The 17,249-nt window shown below is 74.6% G+C and carries 10 protein-coding genes; 4 read left to right on the forward strand and 6 right to left on the reverse strand.

Annotated features, from left to right (window positions below; translation table 11 throughout):
* The first annotated feature begins 106 nt into the window (after positions 1-106).
* From ACIQ5Y_RS31255 to ACIQ5Y_RS31265, 3 genes are all read left to right on the forward strand, one after another.
* Complete coding sequence (locus ACIQ5Y_RS31255) at positions 107-1,231, forward strand: sulfite oxidase (RefSeq protein ID WP_403887897.1); 1,125 nt, start codon at positions 107-109, stop codon at positions 1,229-1,231.
* Positions 1,232-1,286: 55 nt separating this feature from the next.
* The gene (locus ACIQ5Y_RS31260; protein WP_403887900.1) at positions 1,287-2,639 is read left to right on the forward strand and encodes a rhodanese-like domain-containing protein; all 1,353 of its coding nucleotides are present in this window, start codon (positions 1,287-1,289) and stop codon (positions 2,637-2,639) included.
* A 107-nt stretch (positions 2,640-2,746) separates the two neighbouring features.
* A complete protein-coding gene (locus ACIQ5Y_RS31265) occupies positions 2,747-3,598 on the forward strand; it encodes a sulfurtransferase (protein ID WP_403887903.1) in 852 nt (283 codons plus the stop codon).
* A gap of 22 nt (positions 3,599-3,620) precedes the next feature.
* Here ACIQ5Y_RS31265 and ACIQ5Y_RS31270 read toward each other — a convergent pair whose 3' ends face one another.
* From ACIQ5Y_RS31270 to ACIQ5Y_RS31285, 4 genes are all read right to left on the reverse strand, one after another.
* On the reverse strand, positions 3,621-4,730 hold the full coding sequence (locus tag ACIQ5Y_RS31270) for a trypsin-like serine peptidase (RefSeq protein ID WP_403887906.1): 1,110 nt from the start codon (positions 4,728-4,730) through the stop codon (positions 3,621-3,623).
* Between the two features lies 1 nt (position 4,731).
* Entirely contained in the window at positions 4,732-5,883 is a 1,152-nt protein-coding gene (locus ACIQ5Y_RS31275) for a trypsin-like peptidase domain-containing protein (protein ID WP_403887909.1), read from the reverse strand.
* Positions 5,884-5,889: 6 nt separating this feature from the next.
* Positions 5,890-9,969, reverse strand: a complete 4,080-nt coding sequence (locus tag ACIQ5Y_RS31280) for an AAA family ATPase (protein WP_403887912.1) — start codon at positions 9,967-9,969, stop codon at positions 5,890-5,892.
* A gap of 71 nt (positions 9,970-10,040) precedes the next feature.
* Positions 10,041-11,024: a hypothetical protein gene (locus tag ACIQ5Y_RS31285; RefSeq protein WP_403887915.1), complete on the reverse strand. Its 984-nt coding sequence runs from the start codon at positions 11,022-11,024 to the stop codon at positions 10,041-10,043.
* 164 nt (positions 11,025-11,188) lie between these two features.
* On the opposite strand from ACIQ5Y_RS31285, the gene ACIQ5Y_RS31290 reads away from it, so the two are divergent.
* Positions 11,189-13,267 (forward strand): SpoIIE family protein phosphatase, encoded by a 2,079-nt coding sequence (locus ACIQ5Y_RS31290; protein WP_403887917.1) that lies wholly within the window; start codon positions 11,189-11,191, stop codon positions 13,265-13,267.
* 28 nt (positions 13,268-13,295) lie between these two features.
* On the opposite strand, the gene ACIQ5Y_RS31295 is transcribed toward ACIQ5Y_RS31290, so the two are convergent.
* Both ACIQ5Y_RS31295 and ACIQ5Y_RS31300 read right to left on the reverse strand, forming a co-directional pair.
* A complete protein-coding gene (locus ACIQ5Y_RS31295) occupies positions 13,296-16,091 on the reverse strand; it encodes a SpoIIE family protein phosphatase (RefSeq protein WP_403887920.1) in 2,796 nt (931 codons plus the stop codon).
* Positions 16,088-17,083: a GlxA family transcriptional regulator gene (locus ACIQ5Y_RS31300; RefSeq protein WP_403887923.1), complete on the reverse strand. Its 996-nt coding sequence runs from the start codon at positions 17,081-17,083 to the stop codon at positions 16,088-16,090. Before ACIQ5Y_RS31300 ends, ACIQ5Y_RS31295 begins: the two co-directional genes overlap by 4 nt.
* Positions 17,084-17,249: the final 166 nt, after the last annotated feature.

The raw sequence follows: 17,249 nt of genomic DNA on the forward strand, positions 1-17,249 counted from the left end.
TAAAGATGAGTTTCCTCCCTATTTGTCCAGAGTCAAGAGGTTCCCGGACGTAAGCTGAAAGAGATCTGCGTCGTGCTCGGAAACGAGCCCGAACGAAGGTGCTGCCATGACCGCATGGTCGATTTCCCGCGGACCCGGAGCCACCGCCTGGGCACCCGAAACGGTCACGTCCGAGCCGTACAACGCGCAGACACCGCCCGCCGCCCTGATCGAGCCCGTCACGCCGGCGGGGGCGTTCTTCGTACGCGACCACTTCGGCATCCCGCAGACCACGCCCCAGCGGTGGCGCATGCGCCTCGGCGGCGCGGTCGCCACGCCCTTCGAGATCGGCTACGAGGAGCTGCTCGGGCTGGAGCGCAGGGAATTCGACGCCGTCCTGGAGTGCGCGGGCAACGGCCGTGCCCTGATGACCCCCCGCCCGCCGGGCCTGCCCTGGAGCCTGGGGGCCGTGGGGTGCGCGCACTTCACGGGCGTCCCCTTCCGTGCCCTCGCCGCCCGCGCCGGGATCAGCCCGGCCACCGTGGAGATCGTCTTCACCGGGGCCGACTCCGGCACCGTGCACGGGCTGCCCACCCCCTTCGAACGCAGCCTCCCCCTCGCCGCGGCCCTGCACCCCGACACGCTCCTCGTCACCCACATGAACGGCGAGCCCCTCGCGCCCGAGCACGGCGCCCCGGTCCGCCTGGTCGTCCCCGGCCGGTACGCGGTCGCCGACGTGAAGTGGCTGGTGGGGGCACGGGCCGTGACCGAACCGTTCGCCGGGGTCTTCCAGGCCGAGGAGTACGTCTACACCGCCTCGCGCGGCACCCCCGAAGGCCCCGTCACCACCGTCAGGGTCAAGTCCCTCATCACCGAACCCGAACCCGACGCCGCCGTGCGCCGCGGCCACGAGACGCTCGTCCGCGGCCGGGCCTGGTCCGGCGACGGCGTGTCCGTGCGCCGGGTCGAGGTCAGGGCCGCGTACGAGGGCGACGACGCCCCCGGCGGCGGACTGGGCGACCTCGGCCGGCTCGGCGACCGGGACTGGAACGACGCCGTACTGGAGCCGCCGCCCGGACCCTACGCCTGGACCGGCTGGTCCTACCGGTGGACCCCCCAGCGCCCCGGCCCGTACCGGCTGCTGGCCCGCGCCACCGACGAGCACGGCGACACCCAGCCGCCGCGCGCGCCGTGGAACGCCCGCGGCTACGGCTGCAACCCGGTGGCCTCGGTCGAAGTGGTCGTGGTCTAGCGAACCGGGAACCCGATCAGGGGCCGGACGAGTCCGCCCCGGGGCGGTGAGGGATATGAGCGAGATCGAGGTCATGACCACCGCGTCGCTCGGCGACACCAGCTATCTCCTCGTCAGCGGTGACGAGGCCGCCCTGGTCGACCCGCAACGCGACAGCTGGGAGCTGCTGGAGTCCTGTACGTCCAGGGGGGTGCGGATCCGGTACGTGCTGGAGACGCACGTGCACAACGACTACGTCTCCGGCGCCCTGGAGGTCCGCGCGGCGACCGGCGCCACGGTGGCCGGCCCGGCCCGCGCACCGTACGCCTTCGACCACCTGGCGCTCGCCGAGGACGACGAGATCTCCGTCGGCGACGTGACCGTGCGGGCCATGGAGACCCCCGGTCACACCGCCGAGCACACCTCGTACCTCGTCTTCGACGACACCGCCCGGCCGCCGACCGCCGTCTTCACCGGAGGCAGCCTCCTCGTCGGCAACGCGGGCCGCACCGACCTCGCCGGCCCCGCGCACACGGAGGAACTCGCGCGCGCCCAGTTCCGCACCCTCGGCCGCCTCGCCCTGCTGCCCGACGACACCCGGGTGCTCCCGACGCACGGCGCGGGCAGCTCCTGCGCGGCCGGGCCGGTGGCGGGGGAGCGGACCAGCACCGTCGGCGCGGAACGGCGTACCAACCCCGTACTGACCGCCCGCGACGAGGAGGAGTTCGTCCGCGGGAGGCTGACGGGCCTGCCGCCGTACCCCGCCTACTACCGCCACATGGCGCCGATCAACCGCAGGGGACCCCACGTGCTGGGCGGCCCGCCCGCGCCCCGGCCGCTCACCCCGGCCGTCGTGGAGGGGCTGGCCGGGGGCGGTGCGCAGATCGTCGACGGGCGCGGGCGCGCCGAGTTCGCCGCCGCCCACCTGCCCGACTCGCTCTGCGACGAGCTGGACGACCGCTTCGCGAGCCTGGTCGGCGAGATCGTGCCCTTCGGCACCCGACTGGTCCTGGTGCTGCCCGAGCCGGAGCAGGACGCGGCCCGCGAGGCGATGACCCAACTCCTGCGGATCGGCTACGAGGACGTCGCCGGATACCTGGCGGGAGGCGTCGCCGCCTGGGCGGACGCCGGCCGCCCGCTGCGCACCTTCCGGACCGCGGCCGCCGCGGAACTCGCCGGTCGCCTCGACGGCCGGCGAGTGCTCGATGTCCGCCCCGGCCGACCGGAGGACGGGCTCCCCGGCACGCTCCGCGTACCCCTCGTCGAACTGCCGCACAGGCTCGGTGAGTTGCCCCGGGACCAGGAGGTCTACGTGGTGTGCGGCACCGGCCGCCGGGCGATGATCGCGGCCGGGCTGCTCGACCGCGCCGGGATCCCCGTGACGGCGGTGATCAGCGGCGGCGTCCAGGACCTGAAGCCCCACGCATGACGGACGGAACGTCCGCGAGAGGGGGACGGACACGCGAGGAACGGACACGCGAGGAACGGACACGAGAGGGACGGACACGAGAGGGACGGACACGAGAGGAGCGGACCATGAGCGGCAGCGGATACGCCCATCCGGAGACACTGGTGGACACCGAGTGGCTGGCCGCGCACCTGGACGACCGGACGGTACGGGTCATCGACGTGGACGAGGACACCACCGCCTACGAACAGGGCCACATACCCGGCGCCGTGGGCTGGAACTGGACCACCGACCTGCACACGGCCGTGGGCCGGGACTACCTGGACCGCGAGGCGCTCGGGAAGCTGCTCGCCGACGCGGGGGTCGGCTACGACACGACGGTCGTCCTGTACGGCGGCAACAACAACTGGTTCGCCGCGTACGCCTACTGGATCATGCGGCTGCGCGGCTTCAACCGGGTCAAGCTGCTCGACGGCGGACGCAAGAAGTGGGAGCTGGAGAGCCGGGAGACGACCCGGGACGTCCGGACGTACGAACCCACCGACTTCACGGTGACGGGCCAGGAGAACCCGCAGTTCCGGGCGCTGCGCACCGAGGTGCTGGAGAGCCTCGGCAGTGGGATCCACATGGTCGACGTCCGCTCGCCGGAGGAGTACCGCGGCGAGAAGCTGGCACCACCGCACCTGCCGCAGGAACAGGCCCAGGTCCCCGGACACATCCCCGGGGCCGCCAACGTCCCCTGGGCGCAGGCCGCCAACGACGACGGAACCTTCAAGTCCGCCGACGAGCTGCGGATGCTCTACCTGGGCAAGGGCATCACCCCCGACCGGGAGGTCATCGCCTACTGCCGGATCGGCGAGCGCTCCTCGCACACGTGGTTCGCCCTCCACGAACTGCTCGGCTACCCGGACGTCAAGAACTACGACGGCTCCTGGACCGAGTACGGCTCGCTGGTGCAGGCCCCCGTCGCCCTGGGCTGAACCACCGGGCCCGGCGGGACCCTCACACCCAGTTGACCTCGGCCCGCTCCAGCAGCGGGTCGTCCGTCAGCTCGAACAGCGGCACGGCGTAGTTGGCGGAGCCGAACCTGCCCCCGAAGTGCAGGCCGAGCACCCGGTGGTCGGCGAGGTCGAAGACCGGGGAGCCGCTGTTGCCGCCGAGCGTGGAGCAGTCGTGCGTCATCGTGAACCCGGCCCCGGCCCGCACCCCGGCCCCCGCCCCGGCCCCGTCCTCGTCGGGCAGGAAGGCCGTCGCCGTGCCGGGCTGGAGCCGCTTCACGTTGTAGACGTCCATGAAGATGCGGCTCATGGCCGCCGGTTCGTTGCGCCGGCCGTCCGCCGCCGGGTAGCCGACCACGTACACGGGCCGCCCGACCAGATCCGGCGGCGCGTCGGCGGCCAGCGCGAGCGGGGAGGGCAGCGGACCCCCGCCCCCGCTCGCCGGGGAGACCCGCAGCAGGGCCATGTCGACGTCCTGGTGGATGCCGAGCACCTCGGTGACGTCGAACTCGAACGAGCCGTCGCCGGCGGGCGCGCCCAGTTCCTCCGCGGTGTCGATCCGCGCGCCCATGCCCTGCCGGAAGACGAAACCGCCCCGGCCGTCCGCGTGCGCGAACTCGGCCGCCACGTGCCGGTTGGTCATCACGGCGAACGGCGACACCAGGAACCCGGTGCCCAGCCAGTCCAGTCCGGCGTGACCGGAGACCTCCACCCGGCCGACCCGTGCGATCGACTGCCGGATGCCGGGCCGCTGCCCGTCCAGCAACGCCCAGTCGCCCTGCTGGGAGGCGAAGTCCTGGCCCTGGACGAGGATCGCCGGCCGGCCCTCGAGGAGCACGATCGCCTCGACGCCGAAGTACTCGTCCTCGTCGATGTCGTCGGCGCGGCCCGCGGCCAGCTTCTCCAGCCCGCGCACCCCCGCCCCGAGCACCTTCGCCCGCTCCTCCCGGGCCGCCCGGCCGATCTGCTCGGCCGCGGCCTCCCGCGCGGGCAGCTCCTCCTCGGACTCGGGCACCTCCGCCTCCAGCAGCCCGCGCACGCGCTCCGCGACGGCCCGCAGGTCCTCCGTGAAGACCTGCTCGGGCCCGGTCGCAACCGGTGATCCACCGCGCATCTCACACCTCCTGAGGCCGTGTCAGCGCCGACTGGGCCGCCGTGATCTCGGCGTGCACCTCCGGGAAGTTCTCCCGCAAGTGACCCATGACCGCGCTCAGCTGCGTGCCGACGTTCACGAATGCCGTGCTCTTGCCCTGGAAGCTGACGTCCGAGACCCGCCGGGTGCCGCGGTGCAGGGCCACCACCGTCCAGTCGTCGGTCAGGACGGGCGAGCCGGAGGAGCCGCCGCGGGTGTCGGTGAAGTAGCGCACGTCCCGCTCGTCCGCCTCGAACACCAGGTTGTTGCGCAGCGCGATCCGCTTCGGCTCCCCGCCCGGGTGCTGGATGATGTTGACGGCCACGGGCGTGTCCGCCGACACCGCCAACGGCTCGGTGGCCACGCGCAGGCAGGGCCGCGGCGGTGTCCCCGTCAGCCGCAGCACCGCGTAGTCGAGCCCCTCGTCCCAGGCCACGAGTCCGCTCGCCCGGGCCTCCTCGGCGTCCGGGTCGTCCTCGCCCACGTAGTCGAAGCGGGACCGGGAGCCCTGCGCCTGGAGCAGGAGGTCCGCGGGGTCGGCCACCCGGCGCTCCTCGGCCGTGCGCTTGCGGGCGTTGACCACGTGGTGGTTGGTCACGAGCAGCTCGGGGGCGATCAGCCAGCCCGTGCCGTTGTGCGGCAGGGCCACCGGCTGGAGCAGCGCCCCGCCCTCGTACGGCAGGACCTTGACCCGGGCCACGGAGGCGCCGGCCAGCGCCCCGCCGCCGAGGAACGCGAACGGCACCGTGTCGTCCCGGAAGACGATCTCCTCCTTGGTCTCGCCGGTCGGCACGTCCGGAGCCACGTCGGGCTCGCCGGCCGCGTCGCGCACCACCCGGTCCAGGGCCCCCAGTACGAGGTCCCGCGCGGCGGCGTCGGTGAGTTGGTCGGCGGCGTTGCGCAGCCACACGGCCAGCGGCACGGTGCCGTCGATCAGCCGCTCGACCCGGTTCATCTCGTTCAGGTCCGACTGGACCTGCGGGCCGGGCGCGGCGAGCAGCGGCAGCGAACCCCGGTACTTCGGCAGGATCCCCTCGAACAACAGCCTCCGCAGCGTCGGATCGGTCAGCCCCTGCTCCACCGCGGTGTCGCGCAGCCGCACGATGTCGTCCGGCGGGAGGTACGGGTCGCTCATGGTCCCTCAGGCCGCTCTGTGGCCGTTCCCTTCGTGCGGGTGCCGCTCCGCGGGTGCGGGTGCGGATGCGGATGCCGGTGTGTGCGTGGGCGGGGCCGTGCCCGGTGTGCCCGAGCCCATCGCCGCGGCCACCCCCGACGCGAGGGTGCCGCCGCGGTCGTCCAGGTCCAGCAGCTGCCGCGCGAGCGGGTCGAGCGTGCCGAGCCTGCGGGCCTCGCGCAGGATGCCCGCCATCCCGGCGTGCGTGCCGCTGCTCGCCCGCACCGTCGGCCCGTCCGGCGGGCCGACGGCCTCCTCCAGCAGGTCCAGCAGGGTGCCGCGCAGCTCCGGCCTGCGGGCCACGGCCCGGCCGATCGCCTCCGCGAGCGTGTCCAGCACGCCCTCCTCCACATCGGGCAGGCCCACCACGTCCAGGGTGCGCTCCAGGACCCGCGGGTGCTCCCCGGAGACCTCGGCGGCCGCCGCCCGGACCAGCGCGGGCTGTCGCGCCAGCTCGGTGTCCGACAGCCGCCCCAGCCGCTCGGCGAGCAGGCCGCCGACCTCCGGGTCACGCTCCCCGGAGTCGTCCGTCAGCCGAGCGCGGGCCAGCAGCGCGCCCAGCGCCTCGAAGTCCCGGCCGAGTCCCGTGGCGATCTCCTCGGCCTCCACCAGGTCGGCGTCGGCCGCCGCGAGGTCGCCGTCCTCCTCCGCGAGCCGCGCCGACAGCAGGAGCAGCTCCATCTGGAGTTCGGGGAAGCCCGCCCGGTCGGCGCCGTCCACGGCCGCGTCGGCGGCCTCCCGTGCCTCGGCGCGGCGGCCCAGCCGGTCCAGGGTCTCCACCCACAGGGGGTGCAGCGGGCTTCCCGGGGTCCACGGACGGCGCTGCGCGAGCCGGGCGGCCGCCGTCTCGGCGTACTCCTGCGACAGCAGGTCCTCGACCTCCCGGGCGGTGATCCGCTCCCAGTCCTCCTGGTCGGCTTCCGCGATCACCTCGTCCGGGGTGTGGCCGCCCAGATGCCCGGTCAGGTAGGCCGCGGAGCGCGCTGTCATGTCCTGGTCGGCCCCTTCGAGGAACCGCTCCACGCCCGGCAGCCAGCGCTGCTCCACCGTGCGCGGGCTCTCGTTCAGCCGCAGCCGGTGGTAGATCTCCTCGGCCCGCGCCCGCGGCCCCTCACGGGCCGCGTAGTACGCGACCGCCCGCGTCCCGACCGCCCGCATCAGATCGGTACGGGCCCGGTCGGCCAGCCGCAGCATGATCGCCCGAAGGTCGGCGCGGTGGCACAGCGCGCCCGGACCGGTGTCCTCCACGAGGTCGAGCCGGGCGAGCAGCCCGAACAACCGCTCGGCCTCCCCGTCCGGGAGCGTCCCCAGGCCGCACGGCTCGGCCAGGACCTCGCGGATCAGCTCGGGGGTGATGGTCCGCAGGGCCAGGCCGCCCTGGGCGAGCGCCCGGACCCGCTCGTCGCCGATCCTCCGCAGGATCCGCTCGTACAAGGTCCCCTGGATGAGCAGCTGGTCGACCTTGCGGAAGAAGCGCCGGCGCCGGGCCGGCAGGCTCCCGATCAGCTCGCCCAGCGCCTCCGGCTCCGCCGCGGCGCCCCCCTCCGCCTCCGCCGCCGCCCGCGCGGCCAGCTTCAGGCTCAAGGGATGCCCGCCCACCCGCTCGGCGAGCTCCTCGGCGAGCCGCCCGTCGGTGACCCCGCAGGACACCAGCAGGGCCACCGAGGCCGCCGGGTCGAGGTCGCCGAGCTCCATGGTCCGCGGCTGCACGGGGCGGGCCGGGTGCGGCGCCGGGAGCCGGCCGGAGACGATGGTCCGCAGCCGCGGATGCACCTCCCGCAGCGCGGAGTGCACGGCCCACATCCGGCCCAGCTCGGGGGAGCCGCGGTACTGGGCCTCCTCGAAGGAGTCGATGACCAGCACCAGCGGCGGCTCCGGCCGCCCGGGCGGGCTCTCCACGGCCCGTACGACCAGCAGCGCGAGGCGCCGCGCCAGATCCGCCTCGCGGGCGGAGGCCAGCGCGTGCACCCCCGAGGAGGACAGCCGACCCAGCGTGGCCCGTGTGGTGGAGAGCCCGTACAGCTCGTCGACCGCGCCCTGTTCGGCGCGGTGGGTGCCGGCGGTCTCCTCGCACTCCCGGGCCAGCGCGTTGAACTCCTCCTGGTGGCGGGGGTACTGGATGCCGAGCTGGCGGGCCATCTCCGCTACCAGCGTCGCCGGTTCGCGGACCGAGAGGGTGGGCCGCTCGAAGTCGGCGTAGGCGAAGGGGAACCGGGCCGGGGAATCGCGCAGGCTGTCCAGGAGCAGCTTCGCCAGCAGGGTGCTCTTGCCGATCCCGCCGAGCCCGTGGACCAGTACCGGGGCCTCCGAGTCGCCGGGGGCGGAGTCGACGTAGGCGCGCAGCTCGGCGAGTTCGGCGGCGCGCCCCTGGAAGGAGTCCCGGACGAGCCGCTCCAACGGCTGGAGCAGCCGCGCGCGCTCCAGCAGCCGTTGCACGACGGCCGGTTCGGGGACGCCGGTGACGCCCGGGATCCGGGCGAGCCACAGCACCGCCCGCAGGACGTGCGGCAGTTCGTCCGCGCCCTGCCCGGACAGGTCCGGGGGCGCTCCGCCGAGGTAGGCGAGGGCGGTGCGTTCCGGGCCCGGGCCGGGCGGGATCTGCTCGGCGTTGGCCAGCAGCGCGAGGTACGCGGCCCGCGGACCGGCCAGTCCGCCCAGCGCGGTGTCGCGGACCTCCGGATCGAGCGTCCAGGCGAGCGTGGAGCGGGTGCCCGCCGCCCGGCAGTCCCGGACCAGTTCCAGCACGGCCTTCCCGGAGGGCCGCTCCTCGCCGGGCAGCAGCAGCCGCGCCGGGTCGAACCGGCCGAGCAGGCAGGCGGCCTCCCGGTACGCGCGGCGCAGGTCCGTCACCGGAGCGGGCCCGGGAGCGCGGGCCGCGGCCGGGAGCCGCTCGCCCAGCAGCGCGGCGAAGTCATCGCCGGGGGCGAGGGAGCGGTAGAGGCGGACCGCCTCCTCGGCCGCCGTGCACACCTTGCGCATGTAGCTGTCGGGGCCGGGGCCTTCGCCCGCCCGCAGTACGGCGGGTACGGCCGCCTCCACCAGGGCCGCGGTCCCCGGCTCGTCCGGGGGCGGCCGCCCGGGCGGGGGAGGGGCCTCGGCGAAGAACTCGCCGAAGAACTGCCGCAGGTCCTCCGCCCCGGCGACCCGGGCCGTGTTGCGCACCTCGTTCTTGCGGATCTCGTAAGGGAGCTGGCGCATCGTGGAGGAATAGCCGAGCAGCACGAGCCGGGGCGCGCTCCGCCCGCCGACCGGGGCGTGTTCGTAGACCGTCAGGGCGAGTTTGCCGATGCAGTCCCAGACGTCGGAGTTGACGTCGAGCTTGTCGCACTCGTCCAGGACCAGCCAGAACCGTTCCTCGGCGGCGGTGGCCTGGCTGACGATGCGGTGCACGGCCGCTTCGATCGACGGCAGTGGATCGTTCAACCGTGTCGGATTCAACGGTGAGACGCCGCCCCGCGCGTCCGCGACGAACTCGGCGAGCCGCTCGACCACCTGCTCGGCCGTCGAGGTGCGGCTCAGGGTCACCCTGGCCGGACGGAACCCGCAGTGCCCGCCCAGGTGCCGGATCAGGGCGTAGGTGTAGGAGCGCCCGCTGTCCGGGTCGCCGTCGACCACCAGCACCGTCTTCTCGGGATCCTCCACGAACTCCCGCAGGCCCGCGCGCAGATCGGCCCGGTCGATGAACACCTCGGCCCCGCCCCGCAGCACGCTCGTCAGATAGTGGTCGCGGGGCGGTTCGTGTGGTTTCGCGGCGTCCTCCAGCTGCCGTCGGAGCCGCACGACCACCTCGCCGGCGGGCAGCGAGGTCAGCGAGTCGAGCCGGCCCAGGGCGCCCAGCAGCCGCAACTGCGCGTCGAGGCCGTCGTTGCGGACCGCCCGGACCAGCGCCACGGCGTGTTCGCTGCTCGATCCGCCGAAGCGGATGCCGCCCACGAACTCTCCGGAGAAGCCGAACTGGAGGAGACGGGGGCGCGGTTCACCCTCGACGAACAGGTAGTCCCGCACCCATTCGGTGACGAGGTCCCATTCGGTATCGGTGAGCGACATAGCGCACCTGCACAGCCGCGGCCGCCACTGCGGAGCGGGAAGACGGACTGCTGATACCCCTCATGGTTCCATCAGCCCCCAGGGGTCGCAAGATGACCGAACAGAGCCCTGACCTGCGTGCGGACGGGCTCGGTGGCCAGGTACCGGCGGATGCCGTGGTGGTTGCCGCTGTCGTTGACCACCAGGTGGTCGGTGACGAGGGCCGGCGGTCCGTACTCGGGCCGCAGCCAGTGGTCCAGCGCCACCAGGTCCCGCAGGTCCGAGGCGTTCGACCAGGCCGCCACGCCCGCGGGAACCGCCGGTGGGTGCGCCAGCAGGTCCTGGATCTCCGTGATGCCCAGCGGGGAGCCCACGGTGACGAACAGGCTGACGTCCCGTCCGGCCTCGCGCAGCACCTCGTACGCGATGATCGTGCCGAGGCTGTGCCCGAGCACCACGAGCGGCCCCTCGTCCACCGCCGCCAGCTCCGCGCGCACGACGTCCCGCATCGCCTCGCCGACCCCGCCGAAGAAGTACGCGTGGACGTCCTTGAAGGTGAGGGCCACCAGCCGCTCGAAGAGCGGCGTGCGCAGGAAGCCGGGCAGCGGGAACGCCTCGTTCAGGTCCGCCGGGGCGCCGGTGACCGGGCTCCGGTCGAGGGTCTCCGCCGAGTACGTCATCTTCGCGAGCCACCCGGCCAGCGGATCCCCGCCCGCGCCGGTCCCCGGGATGCCGTCCGCCGGGCCCCCGTCCGCCCCGCCGGCGCCGTCCGCCGGGCCTTCCGGCAGCGGGCCGGACTCCAGGCGCGCCTCGGCCAGCGTGCGCTCGATGAACTGTTCGGGAGTCGTCGGCGGCGCGGGCGCCACGAGTTCCTCCAGCGGCTCCGGGTCGCCGGCCAGGGGGTCGGGCTCGTCGTCGGGCAGCGGGTCCTCGTAGCGCAGCGGGGCCCAATAGGCCATGCGCGAGGCGCTCCCCATGTCGGTGCCGAACAGAGCCCGGTCCCACTGGGACTTGAGCAGCTCCTTGCGGACCTTGTTCCCGTTGCCGTGGACGTAGACGATCGTGGCGGCGGTCATGACACGGACATACCGTGCCCGGAGCCTCCCCGTCGGCCCGCCGCGCCCCGTGCCACCCGAACAGCCGCGCCCGTGCGCCGGGGCGACCGACACAGAGCCCCCCGCCCACGCCTCGGATAGGGTGAATCGGTAGGAATCGGGCCCCCCGGGGTGAGGTTGGTGCATTGGACACGTACCAGTCGGCGAGCGAGGTGCCGGACCAGCCGGCCGCGGCTGTCGGGTACGCGGGCGTGCTGCGCGAGCTGCTGCCGATCGCCCTGTGGCGGGAGGACGCCGACGGACGGGTCGTGGAGTGGTCACTGGCCGCCCAGGAGCTGCTCGGACACCGCCCCGAGGACATCATCGGCCGCATCGGCTCCCAGGTGCTCGTCCCCGAGGCCAACCACGAACTCGCAGGTCAGCTGACCCGGCGCGTCCAGGCCGGCGAGACGGTCATCGGCACCCTGCCCGTGCGCCACCGCGACGGGCACCGCGTCCCGATGGAGATGTGGATCGTCCCCGCCGCCGACCCGGAAGGCCGCACCGGCGCCATGCTCGTCGCCGTGGAGACCTCCGAGGTCCTCCACATGCGCGACTCGCTCGCAGCCCTCCAGAGCCTCTTCACGCAGTCGCCCATCGGCCTCGCCACCCTCGGCCCCGACCTGCGCTTCCTGCGGGTCAACGACGCCCTGGCCCGGATGAACGGCGTCCCCGCCGCCGACCACCTCGGCCGGCGCCTCACCGAAGTGGTGCCCGGGGTCAACGCGACCGCGCTGGAGGCCACGATGCGGCAGGTCCTCGACCGCGGCACGGCCGTCGTCGACGTACGCCGCACCGGGCGGACCCCCTCCGACCCCGACCACGACCACACCTGGTCCTGCTCCTACGCCCCGCTGCTCGACGGCTCCGGCCGGCCCCTCGGCCTGATCGCCTCCCTCATCGACATCACCGAGGGCCAGCGGGCCCAGGCCGACGCGGACCGGGCCCGGCACCGCTTCGCCCTGCTCGCCGAGGCCGGCACCCGCATCGGCACCACCCTCGACCTCCACCAGACCGCCCAGGAGATCGCGGAGGTCCTCGTACCGCAGCTCGCCGACTCGGCCGACGTACAACTGCTGGTGGCCGTGCTCGACCCCGACGACACCGCCGCCGCGGGATCCTCCCGGGGCGTCCTGCGCCGCCTCGCCGCCATCTTCCCCGACCCGACCGCGCCCACCGCGAAGCTCGCCGCCGGACAGACCTTCCAGCTCCCCGTGGACAGCGTGTACGAGCGGGTCATCACCGAGGGCCGGCCCATGGCCCTGTACTCCTCCGACGTCCCCGCGCTGATCACCGACCCGCGCGCGGGAGCCCTGCGCGAGTACCTCGCGACCCTCGGCTCGGCCCGGATGGTCCCGCTCGTCGCCCGCGGCAAGGTGCTCGGCGCCGTCGCCGTGACCCGGCTGCGCACCCGCGAACCCTTCGACGAGGAGGACTGCGTACTCATCGACGAGCTGGTCGCACGCGCCGCCCTCAACATCGACAACGCCCGCATGTTCACCGCCCAGCGCCGGGCCGCCCTCACCCTCCAGCGCAGCCTCACCAACAGCGCGCTGCCCGAGGTCGCCGGCCTCGAACTCACCGGGCGCTACCTGCCCGCCAGCGACCACGACGTCGGCGGGGACTGGTTCGACGCCATCCGGCTCCCCGGCGGGCGCACCGGACTGGTCATCGGCGACGTCATGGGCCACGGCATCCACGCCGCCGCCGTCATGGGCCAGCTGCGCACCGCCGTACGGACCCTCGCACGCCACGACGTGCCCCCGGACCGGCTGCTGCGCTCGCTCGACGCCGTCGTGGCCGACCTGGGCGCGGACGAGATGGCCACCTGCGTGTACGCCGTCCACGACCCGGTCACGGGCGGCTGCGTGATCGCCCGCGCCGGGCACCCGCCGCCCGCCGTGGTGGCCGCGGACGGGACCATCGGCTTCCTCGACGGCCCGCCCGGCACTCCACTGGGCACCGGCACGGGCCCCGGAGGCGGGCAGGACTTCCGCACCGAGGAGGTGCGGCTGCCCCCGGGAAGCCTGCTCGTGCTCTACACCGACGGGCTCATCGAGGCCCGCGACCGCGACCTCGACCAGGGCATGGCCCAGCTGGCGGCGGCCCTGCACGGGGCCGAGCGGCCGCTGGAGGAGCTCTGCGACAGGATCCTCGCCCGCCTGCTGCCAGTGGCCCCGCAGGACGACGTGGCGGTACTCCTGGCCCGTACGCGGCAGCTGTGACCACCGGACCCGCCAGGGCCCGGACAGGTCACCAGGCGAGGTCCTCCAGGGCGTCCAGGTCCAGCGGCGCCGCCGGGGGCTCCTTGGCCCCGGTGAGCGGCAGCTCCGCCCAGATCACCTTGCCCCGGTCGGTGTAACGGGTGCCCCACCGCTCCGCGTACTGAGCGACGAGGAACAGCCCGCGCCCGCCCTCGTCGGTGGTGGCCGCGTACCGCAGGTGCGGTGAGGTGCTGCTGCCGTCGGAGACCTCACAGATCAGGCTGCGGTCGCGCAGCAGGCGCACGCGCACGGGCGCGCTCCCGTGCCGGATCGCGTTGGTGATCAGCTCGCTGAGGATCAGCTCGGTGGTGAAGGAGATGTCCTCCAGGCCCCAGGCGGCGAGCTGCGCCGCGCCCGCGTTGCGCACCCGGGATACGGCCGAGGCCTCACCCGGCACCTCCCATTCGGCGATCCGGTCCGCCTCCAGCCGCCGGGTGTCCGCGATCAGCAGGGCGATGTCGTCGCTCGGCACCGGGAACAGCATCGTGGCCAGTACGTCGGAGCAGGCCTGGTCGGGGTCGCGGCCGGGCCGGGAGAGGATCTCGGCCAGGATCCGCACCCCGGTGTCGAAGTCCCGGTCGCGGTCCTCCACGAGCCCGTCGGTGAACAGCACGAGCCGGCTGCCCTCCGGCAGCGCCAGCCCGGCGGACTCGAAGGGCATGCCGCCCACGCCGAGCGGGAGCCCGGTGGGCAGCTCGGGGAACTCCACCCGCCCGTCCGGGTGGACGAGCGCGGGCCCCGGGTGTCCGGCGCTGGCCATCACGCAGTAGCCGGAGACCGGGTCGTAGACCGCGTACAGGCAGGTCGCGCCGGTCACCCCGGCCCGCTCGCCCAGCCCCTCGCCCTCGCCGTCCCCGGAGCCGTCACCGGTCTGCCCGTCGCCCCCGTTGTCGGTCTGGTCGATCCGGTTGATCAGCTCGTCCAGGTGGCCGAGCAACTCGTCGGGCGGCAGGTCCAGGGTGGAGAAGTTGTGCACGGCGGTCCGCAGCCGGCCCATGGTCGCCGCCGCGTGCACCCCGTGCCCGACCACGTCGCCGACCACCAGGGCCACCCGCGCCCCGGGCAGCGGGATCACGTCGAACCAGTCCCCGCCCACCCCCGCCTGCGCCGGCAGATAGCGGAAGGCCACGTCGACGGCGCTCTGGTCGGGCAGCACCCGGGGCAGCAGGCTGCGCTGGAGGGTCACGGCGGTCGCGTGCTCCCGGGTGAAGCGGCGGGCGTTGTCGATGGAGACGGCCGCGCGGGCCCCCAGCTCCTCGGCGAAGGACAGGTCCTCCTCGTCGAAGGCCTCCGGGGTGTCGGCGGCCCGCCAGAAGTTCGCCATGCCCAGGACGACGCCGCGAGCCTGGAGCGGTACGGAGATCAGCGAGTGCAGCCCGTAGTCCAGGGCCACCCGGGTACCGGCCGTGTCGTCGGCCCGCCAGCCCATGGCGGCGTGCAGATCCGATGCGAGCACCGCGTGCCCGGCGTCCAGGGCCGCGGCCATCGGGGCCGTCGGCACGACGAACCGGATGAGGTCGCCGACCGGCTGCAGCGGCGAGTCGTCGCGCACCCCCGTGATCGCCGCCCGGCGCATCTCCGTGTACAGGCCCCCGGCCAGCGGTTCGTCGCCGCGCAGTACGGGTTCCAGCAGCTCCACCGTGACGAAGTCCGCGAAGCGGGGCACGGCGACCTCCGACAGCTCCTCGGCGGTGCGCACCACGTCCAGGGTCGTGCCGATCCGCACCCCGGCGTCGTACAGCAGCTGGAGCCGGCTGCGGGCCTCCTCGGCCCGCCCGGACAGCGCGGCGAGCTCGGTGGAGTCGCGCAGGGTCGTGACGGTACCGGTGGGCCGGCCCCGGTACGGCTTCGTGGGCCGTACGTTGACGGCCAGCAGCAGGTCGCCCGCTCGGTGCACCTCGTCCGTCGCGGCCCGGCCGGAGGCGAGCAGATCGGCGGTGCGCGGGTCGAGGCCGAGCTCCCCGACGTGCTGCCCCTCCGCGTCGGGAGGCAGGTCGAGGAGGCGACGGGCCTCGTCGTTGGCCAGGTCGAGACGGTGATCGGGGCCGATGATCAGCACGCCCTCGCGGACGGCGTGCAGAACGGCCTCGTGGTGTTCGTTCATCCGGGTCATCTCGGCGGCGCCCAGCCCGCGGGTCTGGCGCAGCAGCCGCCGGCTGACCAGGGCGGCGCCGCCCGTGCCGAGCAGCAGCGCGCCGGCCGCCGCGCCGAGCAGCAGGGGCAGCTGGCCCTCGACGGTGTCGGACACGTTCCGCACCTCTATGCCGGTGCCCACCAGCCCGACCACCTTCCCGCTCGCGTCGCGCACCGGGACGACGGCCCGGACGGCGTCGCTGGGCTTGCCCCGGAAGGTCTCGGTGAAGGACTCCCCGGCGGCGGCGCGGGCGATGTCACTGGCGCGCTGCCCGATCAGCTCGGGCCGCGAATCGGTGTAGCGGATCCCGCTCGTGGTCATGACGGCGATGAAGTCCAGCCCCGAGGCGATCCGCGCGGCATCGGCCAGCGGCTGGAGCACGGCGGTCGGATCGGGCGACCCCAGGGCGGCCGGGAGACCGGGGGCGTGCGCGAATGCCTCGGCGGCGGCGAGGGACCGGTCGCGGGCGTCCCGCTCGCTGTCGTACCCGGCCTGGATCACCAGGGCCGACGCGGCCGCGGCGATCAGCAGCAGCACGATCACCGCCGTGAGGGCGAAGACCTGGGCGGCGACGCTGTGGCCCCACCGGGACGGGCGCGCGAACAGGCGCGAGCCCCACCCGGTCGGCTGGCGACCAAAACGTCCGGTCATGAGCCCTTTCTAACACTCTCCCGGGTGTTTGGAGCGGCTGCTGCGGCCGCAGAGGCCGCACGGTACGCGCGGGGACCGAGACCGACGTACGAGGTGAAGTGCTGGCGGAAGGTCACCTCGCTGGCGAAACCGGCCCGCCGGGCCACCTCCGGTACCGAATGGTCGGTGCGCTCCAGGAGCTTGCGGGCCTCGTCCAGCCGGTGGTCCAGCAGCCAGCGGTGCGGTGTGGTGCCGGTGGCGGCGACGAAGTGGCGGGCGAAGGTGCGGGGGGCCATGCCGGCCCAGCGGGCCAGGGTGGCCACGTCCAGCGGCTGGTCCAGGCAGCGCAGCGCCCGCTCCCGTACGGCGGCCAGCGCCTCGGCCGTGCGGTCCGCGGCCGGGACGGGCCTGTCCAGGTACTGGGCGTGCTCGCCGGCGCGGAAGGGGCCCGTCACCATGGACCGCGCGATGGCGGCGGCCGCCTCGGCGCCGTGCGCCCGCCGCACCAGGTGCAGGCAGAGGTCGATCCCGGAGGCCACCCCGGCGGAGGTCCACAGCCCGCCGTCCTCGACGTACAGCGGCGCGTCCTCCACGACCACGCCGGGGTGGCGGGCGGCGAGGCGCGGGGCCAGGGACCAGTGGGTCACCGCCCGGCGGCCCTCCAGCAACCCCGCCTCGGCGAGGACGAACGCGCCGGCGCAGAGGGCCGCGACGGGTATGCGGCTCGCGTGCGCAGCCCGCAGCGCGGCCAGCACCGGCTCGGGCGTCGGGTCCTCCGGGTCGGCCAGCGCGGGCACGACCACCAGGTCGGCCGAGGCCAGCCAGTCGAGCCCCCGGTCGGGGGCGAGGCTCAGCCCGCCGGGCAGCGGGATCGCCCCGGGCTCCACGGCACACCGGCGCAGCTCGAACCCGGGCACCCCGAGAGCGGTGCGGTCCGGTCCCCACACCTCGGTGATGACGGCGAGGTCGAAACTCCGGATCCCGGGCTGAACGACGACGGCGACACGCTGCATCCCACCATCCTGCCGGCGCCTTCCCGGCGGTCCGCCTGCCGCGCCGCCGCCGGGGGGGCGCCCCCCCCCCCCCCCCCCCCCCCCCCCCGGGGCGGGGGTTTTGCACCCCCGCCGCGCGTGCGGGCCGGGGGGCGGGGCCGGGGCCCCCGGGCACGGGTGAGGGGGC

The sequence above is a fragment of the Streptomyces sp. NPDC096339 genome (genome assembly GCF_044762985.1).
Lineage (GTDB): Bacteria > Actinomycetota > Actinomycetes > Streptomycetales > Streptomycetaceae > Streptomyces.

Excerpts from the sequence above, each read along its gene's own strand:
- ACIQ5Y_RS31255 (WP_403887897.1), top strand. The coding sequence starts at position 107 with ATGACCGCATGGTCGATTTCCCGCGGACCCGGAGCCACCGCCTGGGCA.
- ACIQ5Y_RS31260 (WP_403887900.1), top strand. The coding sequence starts at position 1,287 with ATGAGCGAGATCGAGGTCATGACCACCGCGTCGCTCGGCGACACCAGC.
- ACIQ5Y_RS31265 (WP_403887903.1), top strand. The coding sequence starts at position 2,747 with ATGAGCGGCAGCGGATACGCCCATCCGGAGACACTGGTGGACACCGAG.
- ACIQ5Y_RS31270 (WP_403887906.1), bottom strand. The coding sequence starts at position 4,730 with ATGCGCGGTGGATCACCGGTTGCGACCGGGCCCGAGCAGGTCTTCACG.
- ACIQ5Y_RS31275 (WP_403887909.1), bottom strand. The coding sequence starts at position 5,883 with ATGAGCGACCCGTACCTCCCGCCGGACGACATCGTGCGGCTGCGCGAC.
- ACIQ5Y_RS31280 (WP_403887912.1), bottom strand. The coding sequence starts at position 9,969 with ATGTCGCTCACCGATACCGAATGGGACCTCGTCACCGAATGGGTGCGG.
- ACIQ5Y_RS31285 (WP_403887915.1), bottom strand. The coding sequence starts at position 11,024 with ATGACCGCCGCCACGATCGTCTACGTCCACGGCAACGGGAACAAGGTC.
- ACIQ5Y_RS31295 (WP_403887920.1), bottom strand. The coding sequence starts at position 16,091 with ATGACCGGACGTTTTGGTCGCCAGCCGACCGGGTGGGGCTCGCGCCTG.
- ACIQ5Y_RS31300 (WP_403887923.1), bottom strand. The coding sequence starts at position 17,083 with ATGCAGCGTGTCGCCGTCGTCGTTCAGCCCGGGATCCGGAGTTTCGAC.